14 protein-coding genes and 1 pseudogene are annotated in these 21,587 nt (G+C 72.7%); 11 read left to right on the top strand and 4 right to left on the bottom strand.

Translation table 11 applies throughout. The annotated features are described in order from the left end of the window. The 6 genes and pseudogenes from AC07A4_RS41695 to AC07A4_RS41670 all read left to right on the top strand — a co-directional run. Positions 1–208 (top strand): annotated as a pseudogene (locus AC07A4_RS41695) (slipin family protein); the annotation flags it as partial. A 288-nt stretch (positions 209–496) separates the two neighbouring features. Continuing rightward, complete coding sequence (locus AC07A4_RS41690) at positions 497–1,582, top strand: S1 family peptidase (protein ID WP_478609953.1); 1,086 nt, start codon at positions 497–499, stop codon at positions 1,580–1,582. A 426-nt stretch (positions 1,583–2,008) separates the two neighbouring features. Then, positions 2,009–2,920, top strand: coding sequence for an ABC transporter permease (locus tag AC07A4_RS41685; RefSeq protein ID WP_478609951.1), 912 nt, complete (start codon positions 2,009–2,011; stop codon positions 2,918–2,920). 74 nt (positions 2,921–2,994) lie between these two features. Then, entirely contained in the window at positions 2,995–4,770 is a 1,776-nt protein-coding gene (locus tag AC07A4_RS41680; protein WP_478609948.1) for an ABC transporter substrate-binding protein, read from the top strand. Positions 4,771–4,773: 3 nt separating this feature from the next. Continuing rightward, entirely contained in the window at positions 4,774–5,766 is a 993-nt protein-coding gene (locus tag AC07A4_RS41675; protein ID WP_478609946.1) for an ABC transporter permease, read from the top strand. After that, positions 5,763–7,472 (top strand): dipeptide ABC transporter ATP-binding protein, encoded by a 1,710-nt coding sequence (locus tag AC07A4_RS41670; protein WP_478609944.1) that lies wholly within the window; start codon positions 5,763–5,765, stop codon positions 7,470–7,472. The genes AC07A4_RS41675 and AC07A4_RS41670 overlap by 4 nt, the downstream gene beginning before the upstream one ends. A 110-nt stretch (positions 7,473–7,582) precedes the next feature. Here the strand turns inward: AC07A4_RS41670 and AC07A4_RS41665 are convergent, their stop codons facing one another. After that, positions 7,583–10,435, bottom strand: a complete 2,853-nt coding sequence (locus AC07A4_RS41665; RefSeq protein WP_478609941.1) for a M4 family metallopeptidase — start codon at positions 10,433–10,435, stop codon at positions 7,583–7,585. A 163-nt stretch (positions 10,436–10,598) separates the two neighbouring features. Between AC07A4_RS41665 and AC07A4_RS41660 the strand changes: the two genes are divergently transcribed. Beyond that, positions 10,599–11,657 (top strand): helix-turn-helix domain-containing protein, encoded by a 1,059-nt coding sequence (locus tag AC07A4_RS41660; protein ID WP_478609938.1) that lies wholly within the window; start codon positions 10,599–10,601, stop codon positions 11,655–11,657. A gap of 65 nt (positions 11,658–11,722) precedes the next feature. On the opposite strand, the gene AC07A4_RS41655 is transcribed toward AC07A4_RS41660, so the two are convergent. The 3 genes from AC07A4_RS41655 to AC07A4_RS41645 form a co-directional block, all read right to left on the bottom strand. Further along, positions 11,723–12,172, bottom strand: a complete 450-nt coding sequence (locus tag AC07A4_RS41655) for a subtilase-type protease inhibitor (protein WP_478609936.1) — start codon at positions 12,170–12,172, stop codon at positions 11,723–11,725. A 367-nt stretch (positions 12,173–12,539) separates the two neighbouring features. Next, positions 12,540–13,688 carry an AAA family ATPase gene (locus AC07A4_RS41650; protein ID WP_478609933.1) on the bottom strand — a complete coding sequence of 383 codons (1,149 nt, stop codon included), beginning with the start codon at positions 13,686–13,688 and terminating at the stop codon, positions 12,540–12,542. A gap of 261 nt (positions 13,689–13,949) precedes the next feature. Continuing rightward, positions 13,950–14,957, bottom strand: coding sequence for a DUF3533 domain-containing protein (locus AC07A4_RS41645; protein ID WP_478609931.1), 1,008 nt, complete (start codon positions 14,955–14,957; stop codon positions 13,950–13,952). 218 nt (positions 14,958–15,175) lie between these two features. Here AC07A4_RS41645 and AC07A4_RS41640 point away from each other — a divergent pair, with 218 nt between their 5' ends. The 4 genes from AC07A4_RS41640 (at position 15,176) to AC07A4_RS41625 (ending at position 21,456) form a co-directional block, all read left to right on the top strand. After that, positions 15,176–18,610, top strand: coding sequence for a DNA polymerase III subunit alpha (locus AC07A4_RS41640; RefSeq protein ID WP_478609929.1), 3,435 nt, complete (start codon positions 15,176–15,178; stop codon positions 18,608–18,610). After that, on the top strand, positions 18,607–19,575 hold the full coding sequence (locus tag AC07A4_RS41635) for a DNA polymerase Y family protein (protein WP_478609926.1): 969 nt from the start codon (positions 18,607–18,609) through the stop codon (positions 19,573–19,575). Before AC07A4_RS41640 ends, AC07A4_RS41635 begins: the two co-directional genes overlap by 4 nt. Before the next feature lie 148 nt (positions 19,576–19,723). Then, entirely contained in the window at positions 19,724–20,401 is a 678-nt protein-coding gene (locus AC07A4_RS41630; protein ID WP_478609923.1) for a pentapeptide repeat-containing protein, read from the top strand. Between the two features lie 188 nt (positions 20,402–20,589). Beyond that, positions 20,590–21,456: an esterase/lipase family protein gene (locus AC07A4_RS41625; RefSeq protein ID WP_478609920.1), complete on the top strand. Its 867-nt coding sequence runs from the start codon at positions 20,590–20,592 to the stop codon at positions 21,454–21,456. The last annotated feature ends 131 nt before the right edge of the window (positions 21,457–21,587 follow it).

The following is a 21,587-nucleotide window of genomic DNA, read 5'->3' as shown; positions in this document are numbered from 1 at the left end:
CGCCGCCGAGAAGAACTCCACCCTCGTCCTGCCCTTCCCCGTCGAACTCCTCCGCTTCCTCGAACGCGCCCAGACCACCCCACCACCCCCACCGAGCCCCGCACCCGCACCCCCACCCGCCATGGCAGAAAGCGGAGTTGAGGATTCAACGGTCGGTGCCCTGAAGCCGAACGGCTCGCTCGAGGCATCTGAATCCGGACAGGACTAGTCCTCACCCACTGCCCATCACCCCCTCGCACGCGGTGTTTGCACCGGGGACCGGCTCCGGGACGACTAGGCGTGACCACACAGGGTCAACGGGGCGGCCACGGGCCCGCAGCGCCCTTCGCCCGTCCGGAAGTCGACCTTGTGTGCCCCCTGTGAGGCTGTGAATAGTGGGCCGCGTCCTATTGGCATGGACGCGGCTTCACCAGCGCCGCGCTGCCGTGCGCCCAGGCATTCCGGCCGCCGAGGTCCCCACACCGGAGCGGGCCGACCCCCCACAGGAGGACATCAGTTGAAGCACCGACGCATCACCAGGCGCCGCGCGACGATAGCGGGCGCGGGCGCCGTCGCCCTGATCGGCGCGGCGGTCACCTTCCAGACTGCGAACGCGAGCGACGACACCCCCACCCCCACGCCGGACACGCTCTCGGTGGCCCAGGCCGGAAAGCTCGCCCTCTCGCTGGACAAGGAGCTCGGCGCGGACGCGGCGGGCGCCTACTACGACGCCAAGACCCGGCAGCTCGTCGTGAACGTGCTCGGCGAGGACGCCGTGAAGACCGCCGAGTCGGCGGGCGCCAGGGCCAGAGTCGTGGAGAACTCGCTGGCCGAGCTGAAGAGCGCCCGCACCACCCTCGGCGACAAGGCCTCGATCCCGGGCACGTCCTGGGCCACCGACCCGGCCACCAACAAGGTCGTCGTGACGGCGGACCGCACCGTCAAGGGCGCCCACCTGGAGAAGCTGAACGCGGTCGTCAAGAACCTCGGCGGCACAGCCGAACTCAAGCGCACCCAGGGCGAGTTCAAGCCCTTCATCGCGGGCGGCGACGCCATCTTCGGCGGCGGCAGCCGCTGCTCGCTCGGCTTCAACGTGGTCAAGGACGGCGCCCCGCACTTCCTGACGGCGGGCCACTGCACGGAGTCCGTGTCCAGCTGGTCCGACAAGCAGGGCGGCCCGGCCATCGGCGAGAACGCGGGCTCCAGCTTCCCCGACAACGACTACGGCATAGTGAAGTACTCGGGTGACACCGCCCACCCGAGCGAGGTCAACCTCTACAACGGCTCCACGCAGAAGATCACGAAGGCGGGCGCGGCGACCGTCGGCCAGCAGGTGCAGCGCAGCGGCTCCACCACGCAGCTGCACGACGGCAAGGTCACGGGCCTGGACGCCACCGTGAACTACGGCAACGGCGACGTCGTCAACGGCCTCATCCAGACCGACGTCTGCGCCGAGCCCGGCGACAGCGGCGGCGCGCTCTTCGCGGGCGACACGGCGCTCGGCCTCACCTCCGGCGGCAGCGGTGACTGCTCCGCCGGCGGCGAGACGTTCTTCCAGCCGGTCCCCGAGGCCCTTGAGGCCTTCGGGGCGGAAATCGGCTGACGCCTGGTTTGGTGCTTGTGGGTCCCGGAAACCTTGCGGTTTCCGGGGCCCTTCCGCATTTCCGGGGGCACGCTGGGCGGGTTTAAGCAATGGGGTTGAGTAATTCCCCTTCCCTTTATTCGCAAGGGGTGACGCGCGTAGATAGGTCGATGATGCGCAGGTGGGGCAGGTGGATGACCTTTCTAAGTAAGGCGAGGGAGTGTCCTGACCTTCCATGGTGAGGTGTGTGGCGCACATCTCAACTGGGGCGAGATGCCCGATTAGCCCCCTTATGGGGGCCTGGAGTGTTGCGCCACTGTTAATCGCCGCAGCATTTACGAAATGCTTTCCGTGAGGGATTTGCAAAGGCCGTGGATCGCTGTCTCTAATGTTCGCGAACCGACGCGGAAAACCTCCGCGTCCGGCCACGATCAGGAGTAGGGCAGCATGTGGGGTACTTTTCGCCGGGACCGACTCGGCATGGCCGCGCTCGGCGTGGTGGCCCTCTTCGTGCTGCTCGCCGTCGCCGCGCCCCTCGTCGCCGCGCTCTACGGCAAGAACCCCACCGAGCACTACGGCCAGAACCAGCCCGGACTGCTCAGCCCGGAGGGCCTGCCGGTCCTTCCCAACGGCGGCATGTCCGGCGACTTCTGGTTCGGCGTCGAGCCCGGACTCGGGCGCGACGTGTTCACCCAGCTCCTGTACGGCATCCGCACCTCGCTGCTCGTCGCCGGGGCCGCCGTCCTGCTCATCGCGGTCCTCGGGGTCCTGCTCGGAGTGACCGTCGGCTATCTGAGCGGCCTCGCGGACCGGGTCTTCACCTTCGTCTGCAACGTCCTGCTCGCGTTCCCGACGCTGCTGCTCTTCCTGGCCCTGAGCCCCATCGTGCAGACCCGCTTCGTCGACCCCGGCGAGAGCGAGCCCGCCTGGATGCAGTTCACCGTCCTGGTGCTGATCTTCGCGGCGTTCGGCTGGGTGCCGCTCGCCATGGTGCTCAGGACGACGGTGCGCTCCCTGCGCGAGCGCGAGTTCGTCGAGGCCGCCCGCGCCATGGGCGCCCCGCGCCGCCACATCGTGCTGCGCGAGCTCCTGCCGAACGTCTGGGCGCCCGTGCTCGTGCACATCACCCTCGCCCTGCCCGGCGTCGTCACCGCCGAGGCCGCGCTCTCCTTCCTCGGCGTCGGCATCAGCGAGCCGATCCCCGACTGGGGCCGCATGATCGCCCGCGGCTCCGAGGTCTTCTACGACGACCCGACCTACATGGTCTTCCCCGGCGTGACGATCCTGCTCTTCGTCCTCGCCTTCAACCTGCTCGGCGACTCCGTACGGGACGCGCTCGACCCCCGTACCCGCCGCTGACCCCCGACGCGCCCGCGCGTCACCCCTGAACCCGCCCCACCCTCAACCCGCCCCACCCGCAAGGGAGTTCCTCCATGCCCAGGATCACGTCGCGCACCGTGGCCGTCCCCGTCGTCGCCGCCGCCTCCGCCATGCTCGTGCTGTGCTCCTGCTCGGCGGGCGCGAACTCCTCCAGCGACACCGCCGCCCCGCGCGAAGAGGCCGACCTGGTCGCCGGGGTCGGCAGCGCCAAGGACAGCGCGGGCCCGGCGCCCGCCGTCAAGGGCGCCAAGAAAGGCGGCACCATCCGCGTCGCCAACCTGCGCGACTTCTCCCACCTCGACCCGGCGAAGATCTACGCGGGCGAGGCCTACAACACCTCGCTCCTGTGGGGCCGCCAGCTCACCCAGTACCAGGTCGTCGACGGCAAGCCCAAGCTCGTCGGCGACCTCGCCACCGACATCGGCAGGTCCTCCGACGGCGGCCGCACCTGGACGTACAAGCTCAAGGACGGCATCGCCTGGGAGGACGGCAAGCCGATCACCTCGAAGCACGTCAAGTACGGCATCGAGCGCACCTTCGCGCCCGGCTTCGAGGTCGGCCCGCCCTACTGGCCGCAGTGGCTCACCGGCAAGCCCGACCTGGCCCAGGCCCGCAAGGTCTACGGCGGCCCCAAGAAGGACGGCGACTTCGACCGGATCGAGACGCCCAACGACAAGACGATCGTCTTCCGCTTCCACAAGCCGCAGTCCGACGTGCCGTTCATGGCCGCCCAGTCCTCCTCGTCGCCGGTCCGCCCCGACAAGGACACCGGTACCCGCTACGACCTCAAGCCGTTCGCGAGCGGCCCCTACCGCATCGTCGACCACCGGCAGAACCAGTCCCTGACGCTGGAGAAGAACCCGCACTGGAAGCCGGCGACCGACCCGATCCGCCACCAGTACGCCGACAAGTTCGAGTTCACCTTCGAGAAGAAGGAGCTGAACACCGCCCAGGAGATCCTCAACGGGCGCGGCGACGGCGCCGACACCGTCACCACCAAGAACGAGTTCCCGCCCGAGCTGATCGGCGAGGCCGAGCGCGACCCGAAGAAGAAGGACCTGATCGTCGACGGGCGGCGCGGCGCGTTCACGTACCACCTGATCATCCGCAACGACCGCGTCGCCGACCCCGAGGTGCGCAAGGCCATCCACTACCTGCTGCCGCGCCAGCAGGCCCGCCAGGCCCTCGGCGGCCCGCGCGTCGGCGACATCGCCACCACCTACTCCTCGCCCGCCATCGTCGGCTGGGAGAGCTACGACACCTACCCCGTCCGGCCCACCGGCGACATCGACAAGGCCAAGCGGCACCTGGCCAAGGCCAAGAAGAAGGTCAAGCGCCTCTCGTACGCCTACGAGGCCACCGCCGTCAACGACCGCATGGCGCAGGTCCTCGTGGACGCCTTCGGCAAGGCGGGCATCGAACTCGTCGCCAAGCCGCTGCCGCTGCCCGCGTTCACCAACGAGGTGCTGCGCGGCGCCGACCCGAAGTACGACCTGTGGATGTCCGGCTCCTCCGTGGACTGGCCGACCCCGGCCACCGGAGTGCCCTACCGCTTCGACAGCCGCCGCGACTCCCTCGACAACGACCCGCGCTACCAGAACCCGGCCGTCGACAAGGAGCTCGACCGCATCGCGAAGATCGGCGACGCGACGAAGAAGGCCAAGGAGCTCATCGCCCTGGAGAAGAACACGATCATGAAGGACGTGCCGGTCGTGCCGTTCCTGCACCAGCGCGTCCAGCAGGTCCGCGGCGCCAACGTCGGCGGCGCCTTCATCCACCCCATCTACGGCACCATCAGCCCCGCCTGGCTGTACCTGAAGAAGTCCTGACCCATGCTCAGCTATCTGCTCCGGCGGGCGCTCCAGGCGGCCGTGGTGCTCCTCGCGATCTCCGCGACCGCCTTCGCGCTGTTCTACGCGGCGCCGTCCGACCCGGCCGTGATCGCCTGCGGCCCCAAGTGCGACGCCACGCAGATCGCGGCGGTGCGCGAGTCCATGGGCCTGGACGAGCCGATCCTCACCCAGTACGCCGACTATGTGCGCGGCCTGTTCGCGGGCCGCACCATCGACGACGTCGACGGCACCCCGATCGCCTGCGACGCCCCCTGCCTCGGCTACTCCTACGCCCTGCACGAGCCCGTCCGCGCGGCCATCACCAGCCGCTTCCCGGTCACGCTCTCGCTCGCGGCGGGCGCGCTCGCCGTCATCCTCGTCGTCGGCGTCGGCGCGGGCTTCGTGTCCGCGCTGCGCCGCGGCAAGGCCGCCGACCGGCTCCTGTCCGGCTTCACCCTGGTCGGCGCCAGCGTGCAGATCTTCTTCCTCGGCTACGCCCTCCAGTACCTGCTCGTGTACCAGACGGGCTGGTTCGCGCTGCCCGGCTACACCTCGCCCGGCGAGGACCCCGGCGCCTGGCTCGGCGGGATGCTCCTTCCCTGGCTGGTGCTCGGCTTCGTCAACGCCGCCGTCTTCGCCCGGCTCTCCCGCGCCCAGATGCTGGAGGTCATGCACGAGGGCTATGTGCGCACCGCGCGCGGCAAGGGCCTCAGCCCGCTGCGCGCCCATCTCAAGTACACCTCGCGCGGGGCCGCGGCACCCCTGGTGCAGCTCCTCGGCCTGGAGGTGGGCGCGCTGCTCGGCGGCGCGTTCATCACCGAGACGGTCTTCGGGCTCAGCGGCGTCGGCAAGCTCGCCGTGGACGCGGTCGTCCAGAACGACCTGCCGACCGTCGTCGGCACCGTGCTGCTCGCCGCGTTCTTCGTCGTGGTGTTCGTCGCCGTCGCCGACCTCGTGGTCGCGTGGCTCGATCCGAGGGTGAGGCTCGCATGACCGCTCCTGCTCCGAAGGGCGCCGCTGCTCCGAAGGGCGCCTCTGCTCCGGCGGTCGCTCCCGCGCTGCGCGTACGCGATCTGAGCGTGACGTTCACCGGGCCCCGCGGCGCCGTCACCGCCGCCGAGAACGTCACCTTCGACCTGGCCCGCGGCGAAGTGCTCGGCCTGGTGGGGGAGTCGGGATCCGGCAAGTCCACGGTGGGCCTGGCCGCGATGGGCCTGCACGACCCGGCGCGCACCCGCGTCACCGGCAGCGTCCAGGTCGGCGGCGCGGAGGTCGTCGGCGCCCCTGAGGCACGGCTGCGCGCGCTGCGCGGCTCCCGGGTCGCGATGGTGTTCCAGGACGCGCTCGCCGCCCTGTCCCCCTTCCACTCGGTGGGCGCGCAGCTCGCCGAGGCCTACCGCGTCCACCACGGCGGCGCGTCGCGGGCGGAGGTCAGGGACCGGGCGGTCGACATGCTCGAGCGGGTGGGGATCACCGCCGCCCGCGCCCGGGACTACCCGCACCAGTTCTCCGGCGGCATGCGCCAGCGCGTGATGATCGCGATGGCGCTGATCAACAGCCCGGACGTGCTGATCGCGGACGAGCCCACGACCGCGCTCGACGCCCGCGTCCAGCGCCAGGTCCTCGACCTGCTCGACGAGCTGCGCCGCGAGCACGGCACCGCCGTCGTCCTGGTCACCCATGACGTGGGCGTGGTCGCGCACGCCACCGACCGCGTCCTCGTCATGCGCGACAGCAGGCAGCTGGAACTGGGGCCCACCCAGCGCGTGCTCTCCGCCCCCGAGCACCCCTACACCCGCGCCCTCATCGGCGCGGCCCCCACCCTCACCACCGTCCCCGGCACCCGCCTGCCGACGGTCGACGAGCCGGAGCCGAAGCCGCGCACCGCGGCCCGCGCCCTGGTGGCGCCCCCCGAGCGGCCGCTGGCCGAAGTCACCGGCCTGCACGTGGAGTTCGGCGGCGGCCGCACCCTGCTCGGGCGGCGCCGCGAGCCCGCCCGCGCGGTGCGCGGCGTCAGCCTCCAGGTGCGCGAGGGCGAGACCCTCGGCCTGGTCGGCGAGTCAGGCTCGGGCAAGTCGACCACGGCCCGGGTGCTCGCCGGGCTCCAGCGGCCCACCTCCGGCGAGGTCCGCTTCCAGGGCCGCGACATTTCCGGCGCGGCCGGTTCCGCGGCCCTGCGCCGGGACCTCAGCCGCGAGGTGCAGCTGGTCTTCCAGGACCCGTACGCCTCGCTGAACCCGCGCCGCACGATCGAGCAGATCGTCACCACGCCGCTGCGGGTGCACACTCGGGCGGACGCGGCCGAGCGCCGCGAGCGCGCCGTGGAACTCCTCGAACAGGTCGGCCTCTCGGCGGACCACCTGGACCGCTACCCGCATGAATTCTCCGGCGGCCAGCGCCAGCGCGTCGGCATCGCCCGCGCGCTCGCCCTGCGCCCCCGGCTGATCATCGCGGACGAGCCGGTCTCCGCGCTCGACGTGTCCGTCCAGGCGCAGGTCCTCAACCTCCTGATGGACCTGCGCGACGAACTCGGCCTCTCGCTGCTCTTCGTCTCGCACGACCTGGCGGTCGTCCGGCACTTCTGCGACCGGGTCGCGGTCATGCGCCACGGCGAGCTCGTGGAGACCGGCACCCGGGACGAGGTCTTCGAGGCGCCGCGCGCGGCGTACACGCGCGAGCTGCTCGCCGCCGTCGTCTGACCCGGCCTCCCGGCCCACCGCCCCGTGGAGGGGGCGGGGCGGTGGACCGGGTTCCCCACAAGGCGACCGCCCTCTGACGCAGAGGGCGGTCGCCGTTCTCTGTGCCGGGATCAGCAGGTGCCCGCCGGGCGGGCCCGCGTCACCAGGTCGGTGTGGCCGGTGGTGCCGTCGATCCACACCACGCGCTTGCCGGTGTCGGCGGCGTGCCCGGTCTGCTCACCGCGGTTGCAGGAGACCCGCTGCAGGCCCTTGCCGTCGAGGTCGGTCTGCACCAGCTTGGTGAGGTTGCCGTTGCTCCAGCCGCGCTGGGGCTGCCACTGGGTGAGGGTCACCGCCGAGTCGGAGGCGTCCACGTTCCAGAAGTACGCGTTGTCGGAGTTCTCGGGGACGATGTCGGTCAGCCCTGTGCCGTCGAGCTTGGCGCGGCGCAGGCCCATGCGGTTGTCGTCGGCGATGTCGTCGACCAGCCAGTACAGGTACTTGTTGTTGATCGACGGGGTGGCGATGCCGAGGTAGGCGCCCTTGGCCGGGACCAGGGTCTGCTTGCCGGTCCTCACGTCCGTGATCTCCGTGGAGATCTGCTGGTGGCCGTCCTTGTCGACGTACACCTTCGCGTAGCCGAGCTTGTCACCTTGAATCGAGGGGAGGGCGGTGGCCACGTCGTAGCGGCCGCCGTCCACGAACACCGGCTCGCGCTCGCCCTTGCGCAGGTAGGCGACCCGCTGCTGGCCGTGCGGGCTGGACTCCTGCCAGGTCACGGTCCCGTTCGAGACGTGCACGTTGGCGACGAGGGTGCCCGCCGACCACAGCTTCTTGACCGGGCCGCCGGTCAGCGGCCGGGAGAGGACCTCGACGCTGGTCGGGCCGTACGCCACCCACGCCACGGTCTTGCCGTCGGTGTCCGGGTAGACGTGGTACCGGCCGTCGTTCGGGCTGATCAGCTTCCGCCGGCCTTCCCCATCGGTGCGGCCCGCCCAGACCGAGAAGGCCTCCTGGCCCTCCGGGTCGGACTTCGACGCGGCCCACCAGCCACCGCCCGCGCCCGCGCCGGTGCTCGGCAGCCTGCCCCCGAGCCGGGTGGCGTTGAGGTCGCCGAAGAGCTTGTCGGAGTCGGCGCCGATGGCCTTCTCCCAGCCCTTGGTGATGCCGTGCGCGTCGAAGGCGCGGTGCACCGCGCGCAGCTTCGCGCCCTTGACGCCGAGGTCCTTGGCCGCGGCGACCACCGCGTTGCGGGCGTCGGTGTAGCCGTCGAGGGGCGTCAGATACTCCGCGAGCGCCTTGTAGACGATGCGGTCGGCGAGGGTGCCGCCGAGGTCCTCACGGATGTCCCACAGGGCGCCCGAGAAGATCGTCGAGTTGAGGTGCACACCGCCGCTGTCGGTGCCGATGGTGACGCCGAGGAAGTCCTTGGCGGTGGTCCGCCCGTCGTTGAGGTTCCGGAACGCGCAGTCCTCGGGCGCCTTGGTGCGGCACAGGTCCTCACCGATGAGGGCGGCCTTCGGGTCGCTCATCGGGGTCTTGGAGGCGGTGACGTCGATGGCGTTGCCGAAGTAGTCGGCGACCGCCTCGTTCAGGGCGCCGGACTGGCCGACGTAGACGAGGCCCGCGGTGTGCTCGACCACGCCGTGCGTCATCTCGTGGCCGACGACGTCCACGTCGCCGGAGAGGGTCTTGGTCTCCTCGTCGCCGCCGCCGTACACCATCTTCTGGCCGTCCCAGAAGGCGTTGACGAACGGGAAGCCGCCGTCGGTCACGCCCACCAGGGAGTTGATGGCCATGCCCTTGCCGTCGAGGCTGTCGCGGCCGTGCTTCTTCTTGTAGTAGTCGTAGACCTGCCCGGCCGCCCAGTGCGCGTCCACGGCCCCCGACTCGGTGGCCTCCTTGCCGAACTCCTTGGTCGTGGAGCCGACTTCGGAGATCCCGCTCGGCCACTTGCCCGACGCGTCGTTGGCGTCGACACCACGGGCGTCCCAGGTGGTCAGCGCGTTCTTGCTGCCGTCCCACTGGCGGCGGTAGTCACGCAGCTGGTACGTGCCGGACGCCTTGTCCTGGGTCAGGTCCAGGTCGACCTTCGCGCCGTCGAGCTTGACGCCGCTGCCCGTCGTGCCGGGGAAGTCGCCGCCCTCGGAGTGGATGGCCTGGATGCCCGAGTACTGGAGCACCGGGAAGCCGGAGGCGGCGTCGACGTACACCTCCTGCTTGACCGGGCCGCCGCTCACCGGGTCGGTGCCGGTCACGGTGACGTGGTACGTCAGGACGCCCTTGCCCTGCGGCAGGACGACCAGGCCGTGCGAGGCGCCCGCGAGCGCGGCCTTCTTCGCGGCCTTGGACGTGGGGGCCTTGGCGGCCTTGTGGGTCTTGGCCGCCTTGGAGGAGTTGGCGGAGTTGGCTGCCTTGGCGGACTTGGGGGACTTGGGGGCCAGCTTGGTCAGGCTGCCCGTGCGTCCGTCCCCGGCGGCCGTCGCCGCGACGGCCCGCTCGACGGCGGTCTTCTCCGCGACCCGGGCCGTGGCGCCGACCGTCAGGCCCGTGAAGTACTTGCCGGAGGTGCCGGTGACGACGCGCTCGCCGTCCTTCTTCTCCATCCGCACCAGGTACTGGCCGCCGAGCACCGGAAGCCCCTTGTGCTTCTGCTGGAAGCGGACGGTTTCGTCGCTGCCCTGCTTCACGGTCCGCTCGGCCGCCAGGTCCCGGGCCGGGTCGCCGATCTCATAGCGGTCCTTGTTCGCGGCGAGGTGGCCGCGCGCCGCGTCGGCCGGTCTTCCGGAGTCCTTGGCGGCCTCCTCGATGCCGTCGACCAGGGCCGGGGTCGCGGTGCCCGTGCCGGGGACGACCTCGGCGCCCGGGTCCTTGGGCGGCTCGTCGGCGGCCTGGGCGGCCGTGACCCCGGAGGCAAGGAGCGCCGCCGCGCTCAGCAGCGCGGCGCCCCCGGATATGCGGATGCGATTGCGTGACTTGCTCAACGTTCCCCTCCACGCGCAGAGATGCGCACGTCGACAGAGCGCACGTCAGTTACGTGCCATGCTCATGCAAGTCGTTGCCCGCGTGTTGATCAAGGAATAACGACTGGTCACAAGTGGGGCCGCACACTTGTGTGCACGCGGGGGCGGCGTGAGACTTCCCGTCATGACCATGGTGGGGAGCGGCAAGGGGAGCGCGCTGCGCGACCTGGGCCTCGGGGAGTCGGACGAGCGGGTGTACGGGGCGCTGCTGCGGCGGGCCCCCGCGGCCCTGGGCGCCGAGCAGCTGCGGCGGGAACTGGGGCTCACTCAAGCGGAGTTGGAGCGGTCACTGGCCCGGCTGCGGGAGCACGGCTTCACGCTGGCGGAGCCGGAGGCCGCGCCCGCCGCGGGGCGGCCGCGGGCCGTGCTGCCGCGCCCGGTGCCGCCCGCGCCCGCCGTGCGCGCCCTGATCCACCGAAGACAGGCGGAACTACACCATCGCGCGGCGGAGTTGGAGCGCCTTCGGCGCGAGGCGGACGAGATCGCCGAGCGCCTCGAACCGAGCCCGGCCGTGGCGCCGGGCGCCATCGCCTCGATCCAGGCGGTGAGCGGCAGGCGCGCCGTCGCGCGGCATGTGGACCAGCTGCTCGCGAGCGCCGAGAAGGAGGTGCTCGTCCTGGACCGGGCGCCCTGCCTCAACCCCTGGGCGGGGGACGGGGCCGACCCCAGCGGCATCGGCGTCGCGGCGCTCCTGGAGCGCGGGGTCTCGGTGCGGGTCGTCCTCTCCCGCGAGGGGCTCGCGCCCCTCGGGCGCGCCCGGGCGCTCGCGCCGCTTCTGGAGCGGGGGCTGCGGGCGCGGGTGGCGGCGGAGGTGCCCACCAAGCTCATCGCGGTGGACGGGCGCGCCGCGCTGCTGCCGCCCGCCGGGGGCGCGGACCCGGTCCACACCGCCGTGGTGGTGCGCGACGCGCTGCTGCAGAACGTCTTCAGGCCGCTCTTCGAGGGGCTCTGGGAGAAGGCGGTGCCGCTGGGCGGCGCCGCGCCCCGCCTGTCGGAGGAGTACCGGGACCTGCTCGGCCTGCTGGCCGAGGGCTTCAAGGACGAGGCGATCGCCCGTCGGCTCGGGGTGCACGTGCACACGGCGCGGCGCCGCATCAGCCGCCTCCTGGACGACCTGGGCGCCGAAACCCGTTTCCAGGCGGGCGCCCAGGCCGTGCTGAAGGGCTGGCTCACGGGGCCCTGAGGCCCCTGCGGCTTTTCGGTTCCTCCGGCCTTCGGTTCTTACGGCCTTCGGTTCCTACGGCTGGATCAGAAGGCGAAGGTCGTGCCCTTGCCGATCTCCAGCGCGCAGGGGTTGGCGAAGGTGTGCTCGTAGGAGACCCGGCGGCCCTCCCACACGCCCTGGGCGGTGACGACGATCGGGTTCCACTCCTTGGTGCAGGCGCGCGGTGACGCCTTCTTGGTCACGGCGTCGAACTTGCCGTGCACCGCGCGCAGTTCGTCGCAGGCGGCCTCCGCGTCGGGGTGGCTGCCCACGCCGCTGGAGGAGCAGCCGAGGGTCACGGCCCGCTGGATGGAGGCCGTCTCGGCCGTGTCGCCGTAGCCGATGGTGAGCACCAGCTCGGAGGGTGCGTACATCCGGGCCGTGGCGGCCTCGGGTGCGGGGCCGGTGGCCGGGGTGGACGCCGTGGCCGCGGTGGTCAGGCCGCCGAACGCGAGGGCTGCGCCCAGCGCGATCCCCCCAGTGATGTACCGCATTTCGAACACTCCCTTGCTTGATGTCTCGGATAACGAACGGAACCGGCAGCGAGTCTTGCTCAGGGCGGCACTGAAAGCACATCGGACGCTGACTTTCAGTCGATGGTTGAGGACGCTGGGTAGTGGCGTGAAGCGAGGGGTCGCGACGGAGCGTCGAGGGGGAGTGCACCCCGTGTGACCGGCGGGAAGCGGGCGCGGGGGCGGAATCTCCGGATCGCCGGAAAGCGGGGCGCATGGCCGTGATCGGGGGGTGTGTGCCAGGTCGCGCGCCCCGCCGACGCGACGGGAATGGCCGGAGGGCGCCCCTCGAACGCGTCTTCTACCGGGCGGGGGCTCAAGGAGGGGCCGCCCCGGACGGAGCGGCCCTTCAGCGCTTGGGCCAGTACCAAAGAGGCTCGTCAAGCAGGCTTTCCCGGCCCGCCACCTGGGTTTCGCCCGACTCCTTGAACAGTCCTATGGAGTTGACGTCGGCGCGGCGGCGGGCCGCGCCCTCGCCGATCGCGTCCGCGAGGTCCTGGGCGTGGGTGACCAGGATGATCTGGGTGTCCTTCGCGGCGGTCAGGATCAGGTCCGCGAGCGGGCGGAGCAGATCGGGGTGGAGGCTGGTCTCCGGCTCGTTCAGGACGAGCAGGGCCGGGGGCCGGGGCGTCAGGAGCGCGGCCGTCCACAGCAGATAGCGCAGGGTGCCGTCGGACAGCTCGGCCGGGCCGAGCGGGCGCCTGAGGCCCCGCTGGTGCAGCTCGATCTCGAAGAGCCCGCCGTTGTCGGCGATCCGCACCCGGCTGCCCGGGAAGGCGTCGTCCACGGCCGCGTCGAGCGCCGCGTCGTCGCCGGTCTCGCGGATGGTCTGGAGCGCGGCCGCCAGGTCGGCGCCGTCGTGGGCGAGGACCGGCGTACGGGTGCCGACGCGGGCGGCGCGGGCCGGGGCGGCGGCGTCCGTGCGGACGTGGTCGTAGAACCGCCAGGAGCGGATCAGCTCGCGAAGGCGCAGCAGGTCGGGCGCGAGCTGGGGGTCCGCGTGCTCGCTCAGCATGCTGTCGTACGGCCTGATGCCCTGGGAGCGGTGCCAGCCGCCGTCGGCGGTGCGGGTGCGCACGGCGGGGCCCGCGCGGTCGCAGAGCAGCGCGGCGGGCCGGAGCACCGGGCCCGCCCAGGTGCACTCGCGCTTGATCTCCGGGTCGAGGCTGAACATGGACGGGCCGCCGCCGGGCTGCGCGCCGCTGGACTGGGGGACGCCGAAGTCCACCGCGTACCCGAACTCGTCGCCCGCGAATCCCAGTCGCAGCCCCGCCGGTTCCGCCTTCTTGTCGCCCGCCCAGACCGCGGAGGGGAGGCCGCCTTCTCTGGCGAGGGCCTTGATGGCGCCGCCCTGGCCGGCGTCGGCGAGCAGCCGCAGCGCGCGGTACAGGCTGGACTTTCCTGTGCCGTTCGCTCCCGTGATCACGTTCAGTCCGTCCAGGGGGACGATCAGTTTGCGCAGGGAGCGGTAGTTTTCGACGGCGAGTGTGCGGATCATGTTCTTCAGGGTTGCAGGTGGGTCTGACAGCGGGGCCCTGGCGCGGGGCCTGGCGCAGGGGCTTCGCCGCTTTTGTTGGCGCTTCGCGCCTCGTCCTCAAGCGCCGGACGGGCTGGATCCTCGCGCTTGCGCGCTGGTCCTCAAACGCCGGACGGGCTGAAACACCGCGCTTGCGCGCTTGTCCTCAAACGCCGGACGGGCTGGATCACCGCGCTTGCGCGCTTGTCCTCAAACGCCGGACGGGCTGGATCACCGTGCTTCTCAAGCGTCGGATGGGCTGGTTCGTCGTAGCTTCGCTGTGATGAGGGTGGCCGCTGTTCCCGCTACCGCCCATGCCGACAGGACCAGGAGTGGGCCCGTCACCGCGTTGCCCTTGAAGTACGCGATGGAGCGGGCCACCCAGGTGCCCGCGCCGGGCGGCAGCGCGGGGCCGATCGCCTCCCAGAACGGGGGCAGCATCGGCAGCGGGAAGGCGCCGCCCGCGCTCGGGTTGCCCGCGACCACGATCAGGAGCACCGCCAGGCCGATGCCGACGATGCCGGTGAGGGCCTCCAGGGCGAGCGTGATCGCGCCGACCGCGAAGGTGAGCAGGGCGCCCAGGCCCCACAGGGCCATGATCGAGCCGGGCAGCGCGCCGAGGACGGGGCCCACGATGACCGCGCCCCCGATGCCGCCCGCGATCGCGAGCAGCGCCATGGCGCCGAGCCGGATCGCCGCGCGCTGCGGGGTCGCGGGCTTGGAGCCCGCGCTGATCGACATGATCGAGGCGCACAGATAGCCGCCCACGCACCAGCCGACGACCAGGTAGAACGACGAGAGCCCGTTGAAGTCCTGCGCCGATGCCGGAGCCACGTCGACCGTCCGCACCGTGCGCTTCTGGGCGCCCTCGACCTCCGTGGCGATCATCTCCAGGGCGTTGGCGAGCGCCTTGCCGCCGCCGGAGGCGACCAGGAGGGCATCGCGCGTGCCCCCGGGGTCGACGACCAGGGCCCCGTCGATCTTCCGGTCCATGATCTGCTTCCGGGCCGCGGCCTCGTCCTTGACCACGCGCGGGTCGAGCGGATCGCCGGGCAGCCCCGCCAGCTGTTCCTTGGTCTGCGCGGCCACGGGGCCCGGGGCGACCACCCCGAAGGGCACGTCTTTGGGCTTCGGGTGGTGCAGCGCCCCTACGTAGGAGGCGATGAAGAGGAGCTGCAGGGCCAGGACGCCGATGACGAGCAGGGCTGCTCGCGGGGTGACGGCGCTCTTGAGCTCGTCGGCGAAGGTCATGCCCCCACGCTCCGAGGCGCCCGCGGGTCGCGCAGGCGGGGCGGGGCCGAACGGATGACAGGCCGGGCCAGGGGGGGGCGATGGCCGGGCCGGGGGAGGCCGTGGGCGTACCGGAGAGGCCGTGGACGTGCCGTACATCAGTGGTCGAACTGATATTCGAATGTGGTCTATGGTGGAGGGGAGAGGGGGACGGAAAGCGGAAGGTTCAGGAGGTGCGCGTGCCCGGTTTCACGCATCTGCGCACCGCCTCCGGGTTCTCCCTGCGGTACGGGGCCTCGCACCCGGAGCGGCTCGCCGAGCGCGCCGCCGAGCGGGGCATGGACGCCCTCGCGCTCACCGACAGGGACACCCTCGCGGGCGCGGTCCGCTTCGCCAAGGCGTGCGAGCGGGCGGGGGTGCGGCCGCTGTTCGGCACCGAGCTCGCGGTGGACCCGCCGCAGCCGCCGAGCGGGCGTGGCGCGCGCCGCCGCACCCCGGTGCGCGGCGGTGCCTTCATCGATGAGTCGACCCCGCGCGTGACCTTCCTCGCCCGGGACGGCGCGGCGGGCTGGGCCGACCTGTGCCGCCTGGTCAGCGCCGCGCACCGGGCCCCGGACGGGGTGCCCGCGCTCTCCTGGGACGACTGCCGGGGCGACGGCCTGACCGTGCTGCTCGGCCCCGCGTCCGACGTGGGCCGGGCGCTCGCCGCGGGCCGCCCCGACCGCGCGGCCCGGCTGCTCGCCCCCTGGCGCGAGCGGTACGGCGAAGCGCTGCGGCTCGAAGCCGTGTGGCACGGCCGCTCCGGCACCGGACCCGGCTCGCTGCGCCTGGCCGCCCGCACCGTCGGCTTCGCCGCCGAGCAGCACCTGCGCCCCGTCCTGAGCAACGCCGTCCGCTACGCCGACCCGGGCCAGGGCCCCGTCGCCGACGTCCTGGACGCCGCGCGCCGCCTGGTGCCCATCGACCCGCGCGGGGAGCACGACGGCGGCGAGCGCTGGCTGAAGGGCGGGGCCGCCATGCTGGGCGTCGCCGAGCGGGTCGTCGAGGCCGCCGGGTTCCGCCGCGACACCGCCCACCGGCTGCTCGAACAGACCCGGGCGGCCGCCGCCGAGTGCCTCGTCGACCCGGCGGACGACATCGGCGTCGGCTCCGTGCGCTTCCCCGAGCCCGCCCTCGTCGGCGCCGGGCGCCGCACCGCGCAGCGCGTCCTCGCCTCGCGGGCCGCGGCGGGCATGGTCCTGCGCGGCTACGCGAGCAAGCGCGCGTACTGGGAGCGGATGCACCACGAGCTGGACATCATCGCCCACCACGGCTACGCCTCCTACTTCCTGACGGTCGCTCAGGTCGTGGACGACGTACGGGACCTCGGCATCCGCGTCGCGGCGCGCGGCTCGGGCGCCGGGTCCCTGGTCAACCATCTGATCGGCATCGCACACGCCGACCCCCTCGCGCACGGGCTGCTCATGGAGCGGTTCCTGTCCACGCGCCGCCGGGTCCTGCCGGACATCGACATCGACGTGGAGTCCGCGCGCCGCCTGGAGGTCTACCGCGCGATCATCGGCCGGTTCGGCGAGGAGCGGGTGGCGACGGTCGCCATGCCGGAGACCTACCGGGTGCGGCACGCGGTCCGCGACGTGGGCGCCGCCCTGTCCCTCGACCCCGCCGAGATCGACAAGATCGCCAAGGCCTTCCCGCACATCCGCGCCCGCGACGCCCGCGCCGCCATGGCGGAGCTGCCCGAGCTGAAGGGCATCGCGGCCGAGGCGGACCGGCACGGCCGCCTGTGGGACCTGGTCGAGGCCCTGGACGCGCTGCCGCGCGGCGTCGCCATGCACCCCTGCGGCGTGCTGCTCTCCGACGCCTCGCTCCTGCGGCGCACCCCCGTCACGCCCACCAGCGGCGAGGGCTTCCCCATGTCCCAGTTCGACAAGGAGGACGTGGAGGACCTCGGCCTGCTCAAGCTCGACGTGCTCGGCGTGCGCATGCAGTCGGCGATGGCGCACGCGGTCGCGGAGGTCGAGCGGGCGACGGGGGAGCGGATCGACCTGGACGACCCGCGCCGGGTGCCGCAGGGCGACGAGGCGACGTACCGCCTCATCCGCTCCACCGAGACCCTTGGCTGCTTCCAGATCGAGTCGCCGGGCCAGCGCGACCTGGTGGGAAGGCTCCAGCCCGCGAGCTTCCACGACCTGGTGGTGGACATCTCGCTGTTCCGCCCCGGACCCGTCGCCGCCGACATGGTGCGGCCCTTCATCGAGGCCAGGCACGGCCGCGCGCCGATCCGCTACCCGCACCCCGACCTGGAGGAACCGCTCAAGGAGACGTACGGGGTCGTCGTGTTCCACGAGCAGATCATCCACATCGTCGACATCATGACCGGCTGCGGCCGCGACGAGGCCGACCGGGTGCGGCGCGGCCTGTCCGACCCCGCCTCGCAGGGGCGCATCCGCTTCTGGTTCGCGCAGGCCGCGGCCGCCAAGGGGTACGGCGCCGAGACGATCCGGCGCACCTGGGAGATCGTCGAGGCCTTCGGCTCCTACGGCTTCTGCAAGGCGCACGCCGTGGCCTTCGCCGTGCCCACGTACCAGTCGGCGTGGCTGAAGGCCCACCACCCGGCGGCCTTCTACGCGGGCCTGCTCACGCACGACCCGGGGATGTACCCCAAGCGGCTGCTGCTCGCGGACGCGCGGCGGCGCGGGGTGCCGATCCTGCCGCTCGACGTGAACCGGTCCGCGGTCGCCCATCGCATCGAACTGGTGTCCGGTTCCTCGGGTCGGTGGGGCGTGCGGCTCGCGCTGTCCGACGTGCACGGCATCAGCGGCGCCGAGGCGGAGCGCGTCGCCGACGGGCAGCCGTACTCCTCGCTGCTCGACTTCTGGGAGCGGGCCAGGCCCAGCCGCCCGCTCGCCGACCGGCTCGCCCAGGTCGGCGCCCTCGACGCCTTCGGCGCCAACCGCCGCGACCTGCGCCTGCACCTGACGGAGCTGCGGCGCGGCGCCCGCGCGGGCAACCCGCAACTGCCGCTGTCCGGCGGCCAGGGCACCGCGCCCGCGGGCCTGCCCGACCTCGACGACGCGGAGCGCCTGAGCGCCGAGCTCGGCGTGCTCTCCATGGACGCCTCCCGGAACCTGATGGACGACCACCGGGCCTTCCTCGACGAGCTGGGCGTCACTTCCGCGCGCCGCCTGCGGGCCGCGCGGCACGGCGACACCGTCCTGGTCGCGGGCGCCAAGGCCGCGACCCAGACCCCGCCGGTCCGCTCCGGCAAGCGCGTCATCTTCACCACCCTCGACGACGGCACCGGACTGGTCGACCTGGCCTTCTTCGACGACGCCCACGCCGCCTGCGCGCACACCGTCTTCCACTCCTGGCTCCTTCTCGTGCGCGGCGTGGTGCAGCGGCGCGGCCCGCGCAGCCTCAGCGTGGTGGGCGCCGCCGCCTGGAACCTCGCGGAGCTGGTCCAGCTGCGCCGCGACGGCGGCCTGGACGAGGTGGCGGGGCGCCTCGCGGAGCCCGCCCCCGAGGCCTCCGGCGACGGCGATCCGGCGCACGGCCGCCGCATCCGGATGTCCACCGGCTACGCGATGCACCCGTGGGCCGACCTGCGGCCCGCCGGGCAAGAACCTTCACAGACACGGAAGTTGTGGCACCAGAGCCCGGGGAGTGCGGGATGACCATCCTCTGCGTACGTTTCCAGCTGCCGCCGATGTACGAGGCCGCCCTGCCCGGTCTGCTCGGGCTCCTGGAGGAGTTCACCCCGGTCGTCGAGGCGCTGCCGCCCGACGGGGCGCTCGCCGATCTGCGGGGCGCCGAGCGGTACTTCGGGTGCGGCGCGGCCGAGCTCGCCTCGGTGATCCGCGTCCGCGCCCTCGCGCTGCACGGCGTCGACTGCGCGATCGGCGCCGGTCCTGGCCCGATGCTGGCCCGCGTGGCGCTGCGCGACGCCCGGCCCGGGGTGACGTGCGCGGTGCCCGAGGGCGGCGCCCGGGAGTTCCTCGCCGGGCGGCCCGTCGCCGCGCTGCCCGGCGTCGGCGCGGCGACCGCCCGCACCCTGTGCGACTACGGCCTCGACACGCTCGGCCGGGTCGCGGCCGCACCGCTGTCCACGCTCCAGCGCCTGGTCGGCGCGAGGGCGGGCCGCGAGCTGAGCGAGCAGGCGCGGGGCGTCGACCGCGGCCGGGTGGTGCCGAACGCGGTCTCGCGCTCCCTGGCCACCGAGCGCGCCTTCGGCCACGACGAACTGGACCCCGGGCGGCACCGCCGCGCGCTGCTCTCGGCCGCCGAGGAACTCGGCACCCGGCTGCGCGCCCTGGAGAAGGTCTGCCGCACCCTGACCCTCACCGTCCGCTACGCCGACCGCTCCGCGACCACCCGCGGCCGCACCCTGAAGGAGCCGACCGCGCACTCGGCGGCGCTGACGAAGGCGGCGTACGGCATGTACGAGGCGCTCGGCCTCCAGCGCGCCCGGGTCCGGGCGATCGCCCTGCGCGCCGAAGGCCTCGGCCCCGCCGGCCAGGCCTCCTACCAGCTCACCTTCGACCCCGTGGACGAGAAGGCCCGCCGCATCGAGGAGGTGGCCGACCGCGCCAGGCAGAAGTTCGGCCCCGGGGCGATCGTGCCGGGCGCGCTGGCGGCGTAGGGCCCGCCGGACGCGGGGGCGGGGCGGGCCGCCGGTGCCCGATGGGGCCGTGCCCGCTCCCGTGCGCTCCGTGCGAGGGCCGCGCCGCCCCCGTGCGCTCCGTGCGATACAACCGAAGCCGCCCCTGGCCCCGCCCGAGAGGATCCCCGTGTCCGCGACCCCGCGCCCCGCCGTCCCCGCTCCCCGGGACCTCGCCGACCTGCCGTACGCGCACCGCCTCGACGTGTTCGCGGGGGAGCTCGGGCGCGACGGCGACCACGAGTCGGCGCACTTCGACGGCGGCGGCTTCGCCGACCTGGACGGCGGCGGCACCACCTTCCTCGAGTGCGCCTTCTCCGCGGTCGCCTTCGAGGGCGGGCGCTACCGCCGGGCCCGCTTCAACGACGTCTGGGCGCACCAGACCCGCTGGGTGGGGACCGACCTGGCCGAGACCCAGTGGACGGACTGCGAGGCGGACGCCGGGCTGCTCGCCGGGGTGGAGCTGCACGGCTCGCGGCTGCGCCGGGTGGTGTTCCACCGGTGCAAGTTCGACTCCGTGAACCTGCGCGCGGCCGGTCTTCGCGACGTCGCCTTCGTGGACTGCCTGCTGCGGGACGTCGACTTCGGCGGGGCACGCCTTACGGGGGTCGCCTTCCCCGGCAGCACGCTGGAGCGCGTGCGCTTCGACAACGTCACCGTGGACCGGGCCGACCTGAGCGGGGCCGCCGCCCTGGGCATCGCCTCCGGTCTCGACGCGCTGCGCGGGGCGACGATCAGCGGGCTGCAACTGGTGGAGCTCGCACCGGCGTTGGCGATGACGCTCGGCCTCGAGGTGCGGGACGGCTGAGCCCGCCAGGGCGGGGCGTACGGCGCGCGTGACCGTGCCAGTGATCGCTGGAAGTTTTACCCGCGCGTAACTTCAAACTTCTCCTACCGGCCCGTAATTTAGCGTGAACGCGTCAATGGCGTGATCCGGATCACAGTCGGTCGTTAGCCGGTCATCGCACCTGCCCCGAGCCGCAAGGAGATCGTCTGATGCTGCCCTGGAGACGAGCGCTGCGCGCGCTCACCGCCGCCTTGCTGATCGCGGGCGCCGCCACGCTCACCCCCACCGCCACGGCCGCCGAATCCCGCGCCGCCTCCACCGCCCCGTCGAAGGGATGGAACGACTACGACTGCCGTCCCTCCGCCGCCCACCCCCGCCCGGTCGTCCTCGTCCACGGCACCTTCGGCAACTCCGTGGACAACTGGCTCGTCCTCGCGCCCTACTTGGTGAACCGCGGCTACTGCGTCTTCTCGCTCGACTACGGCCAACTGCCGCACGTGCCCTTCTTCCACGGACTCGGCCCCATCGAGAAGTCGGCCGGACAACTCGACGGCTACGTCGACAAGGTGCTGGGGGAGACCGGCGCCAAGGAGGTCGACCTCGTCGGGCACTCGCAGGGCGGCATGATGCCCCGCCACTACCTCAAGTTCCTCGGCGGCGCGGCCAAGGTGAACGCGCTCATCGGCCTCGCGCCCGACAACCACGGCACGACCCTGCTCGGCCTGACCAAGCTCCTGCCCTTCTTCCCGGGCATCGAGGACCTGCTCACCGCGGCGACGCCGAGCCTGGCCGACCAGATCGCGGGCTCGCCGTTCCTGACCAGGCTGAACGCGGGCGGCGACACCGTGCCGGGGGTGACCTACACCGTCATCGCCACCCGGTACGACGAGGTGGTCACCCCCTACCGCTCGCAGTTCCTGAGCGGGCCGAACGTGCGCAACGTCCTGGTGCAGGACCTGTGCCCGGTGGACCTCTCCGAGCACGTGGCCGTCGGGGTCCTGGACCGCGTCGCCCACCACGAGGTGGCCAACGCGCTCGACCCGGCCCACGCGACCCCGACGACCTGCCTGTCCTAGGGCCTGTCGTCAAATCCCCCGCCTGCCGCGCGGCGTCTGGCACGCACGCTCGCCGCGTTGCCGAAAGGCCCTAGTAGCTCCGCTACGAGGACCTTCCGGCGCCTTGCGATCGCACGCACCAGACGCCGCGC

It is taken from the genome of Streptomyces sp. NPDC043996 (assembly GCF_056435225.1).
The sequence above is the reverse complement of the archived record's forward strand: the minus strand, read 5'-3'. Positions and strand labels throughout refer to the sequence as shown.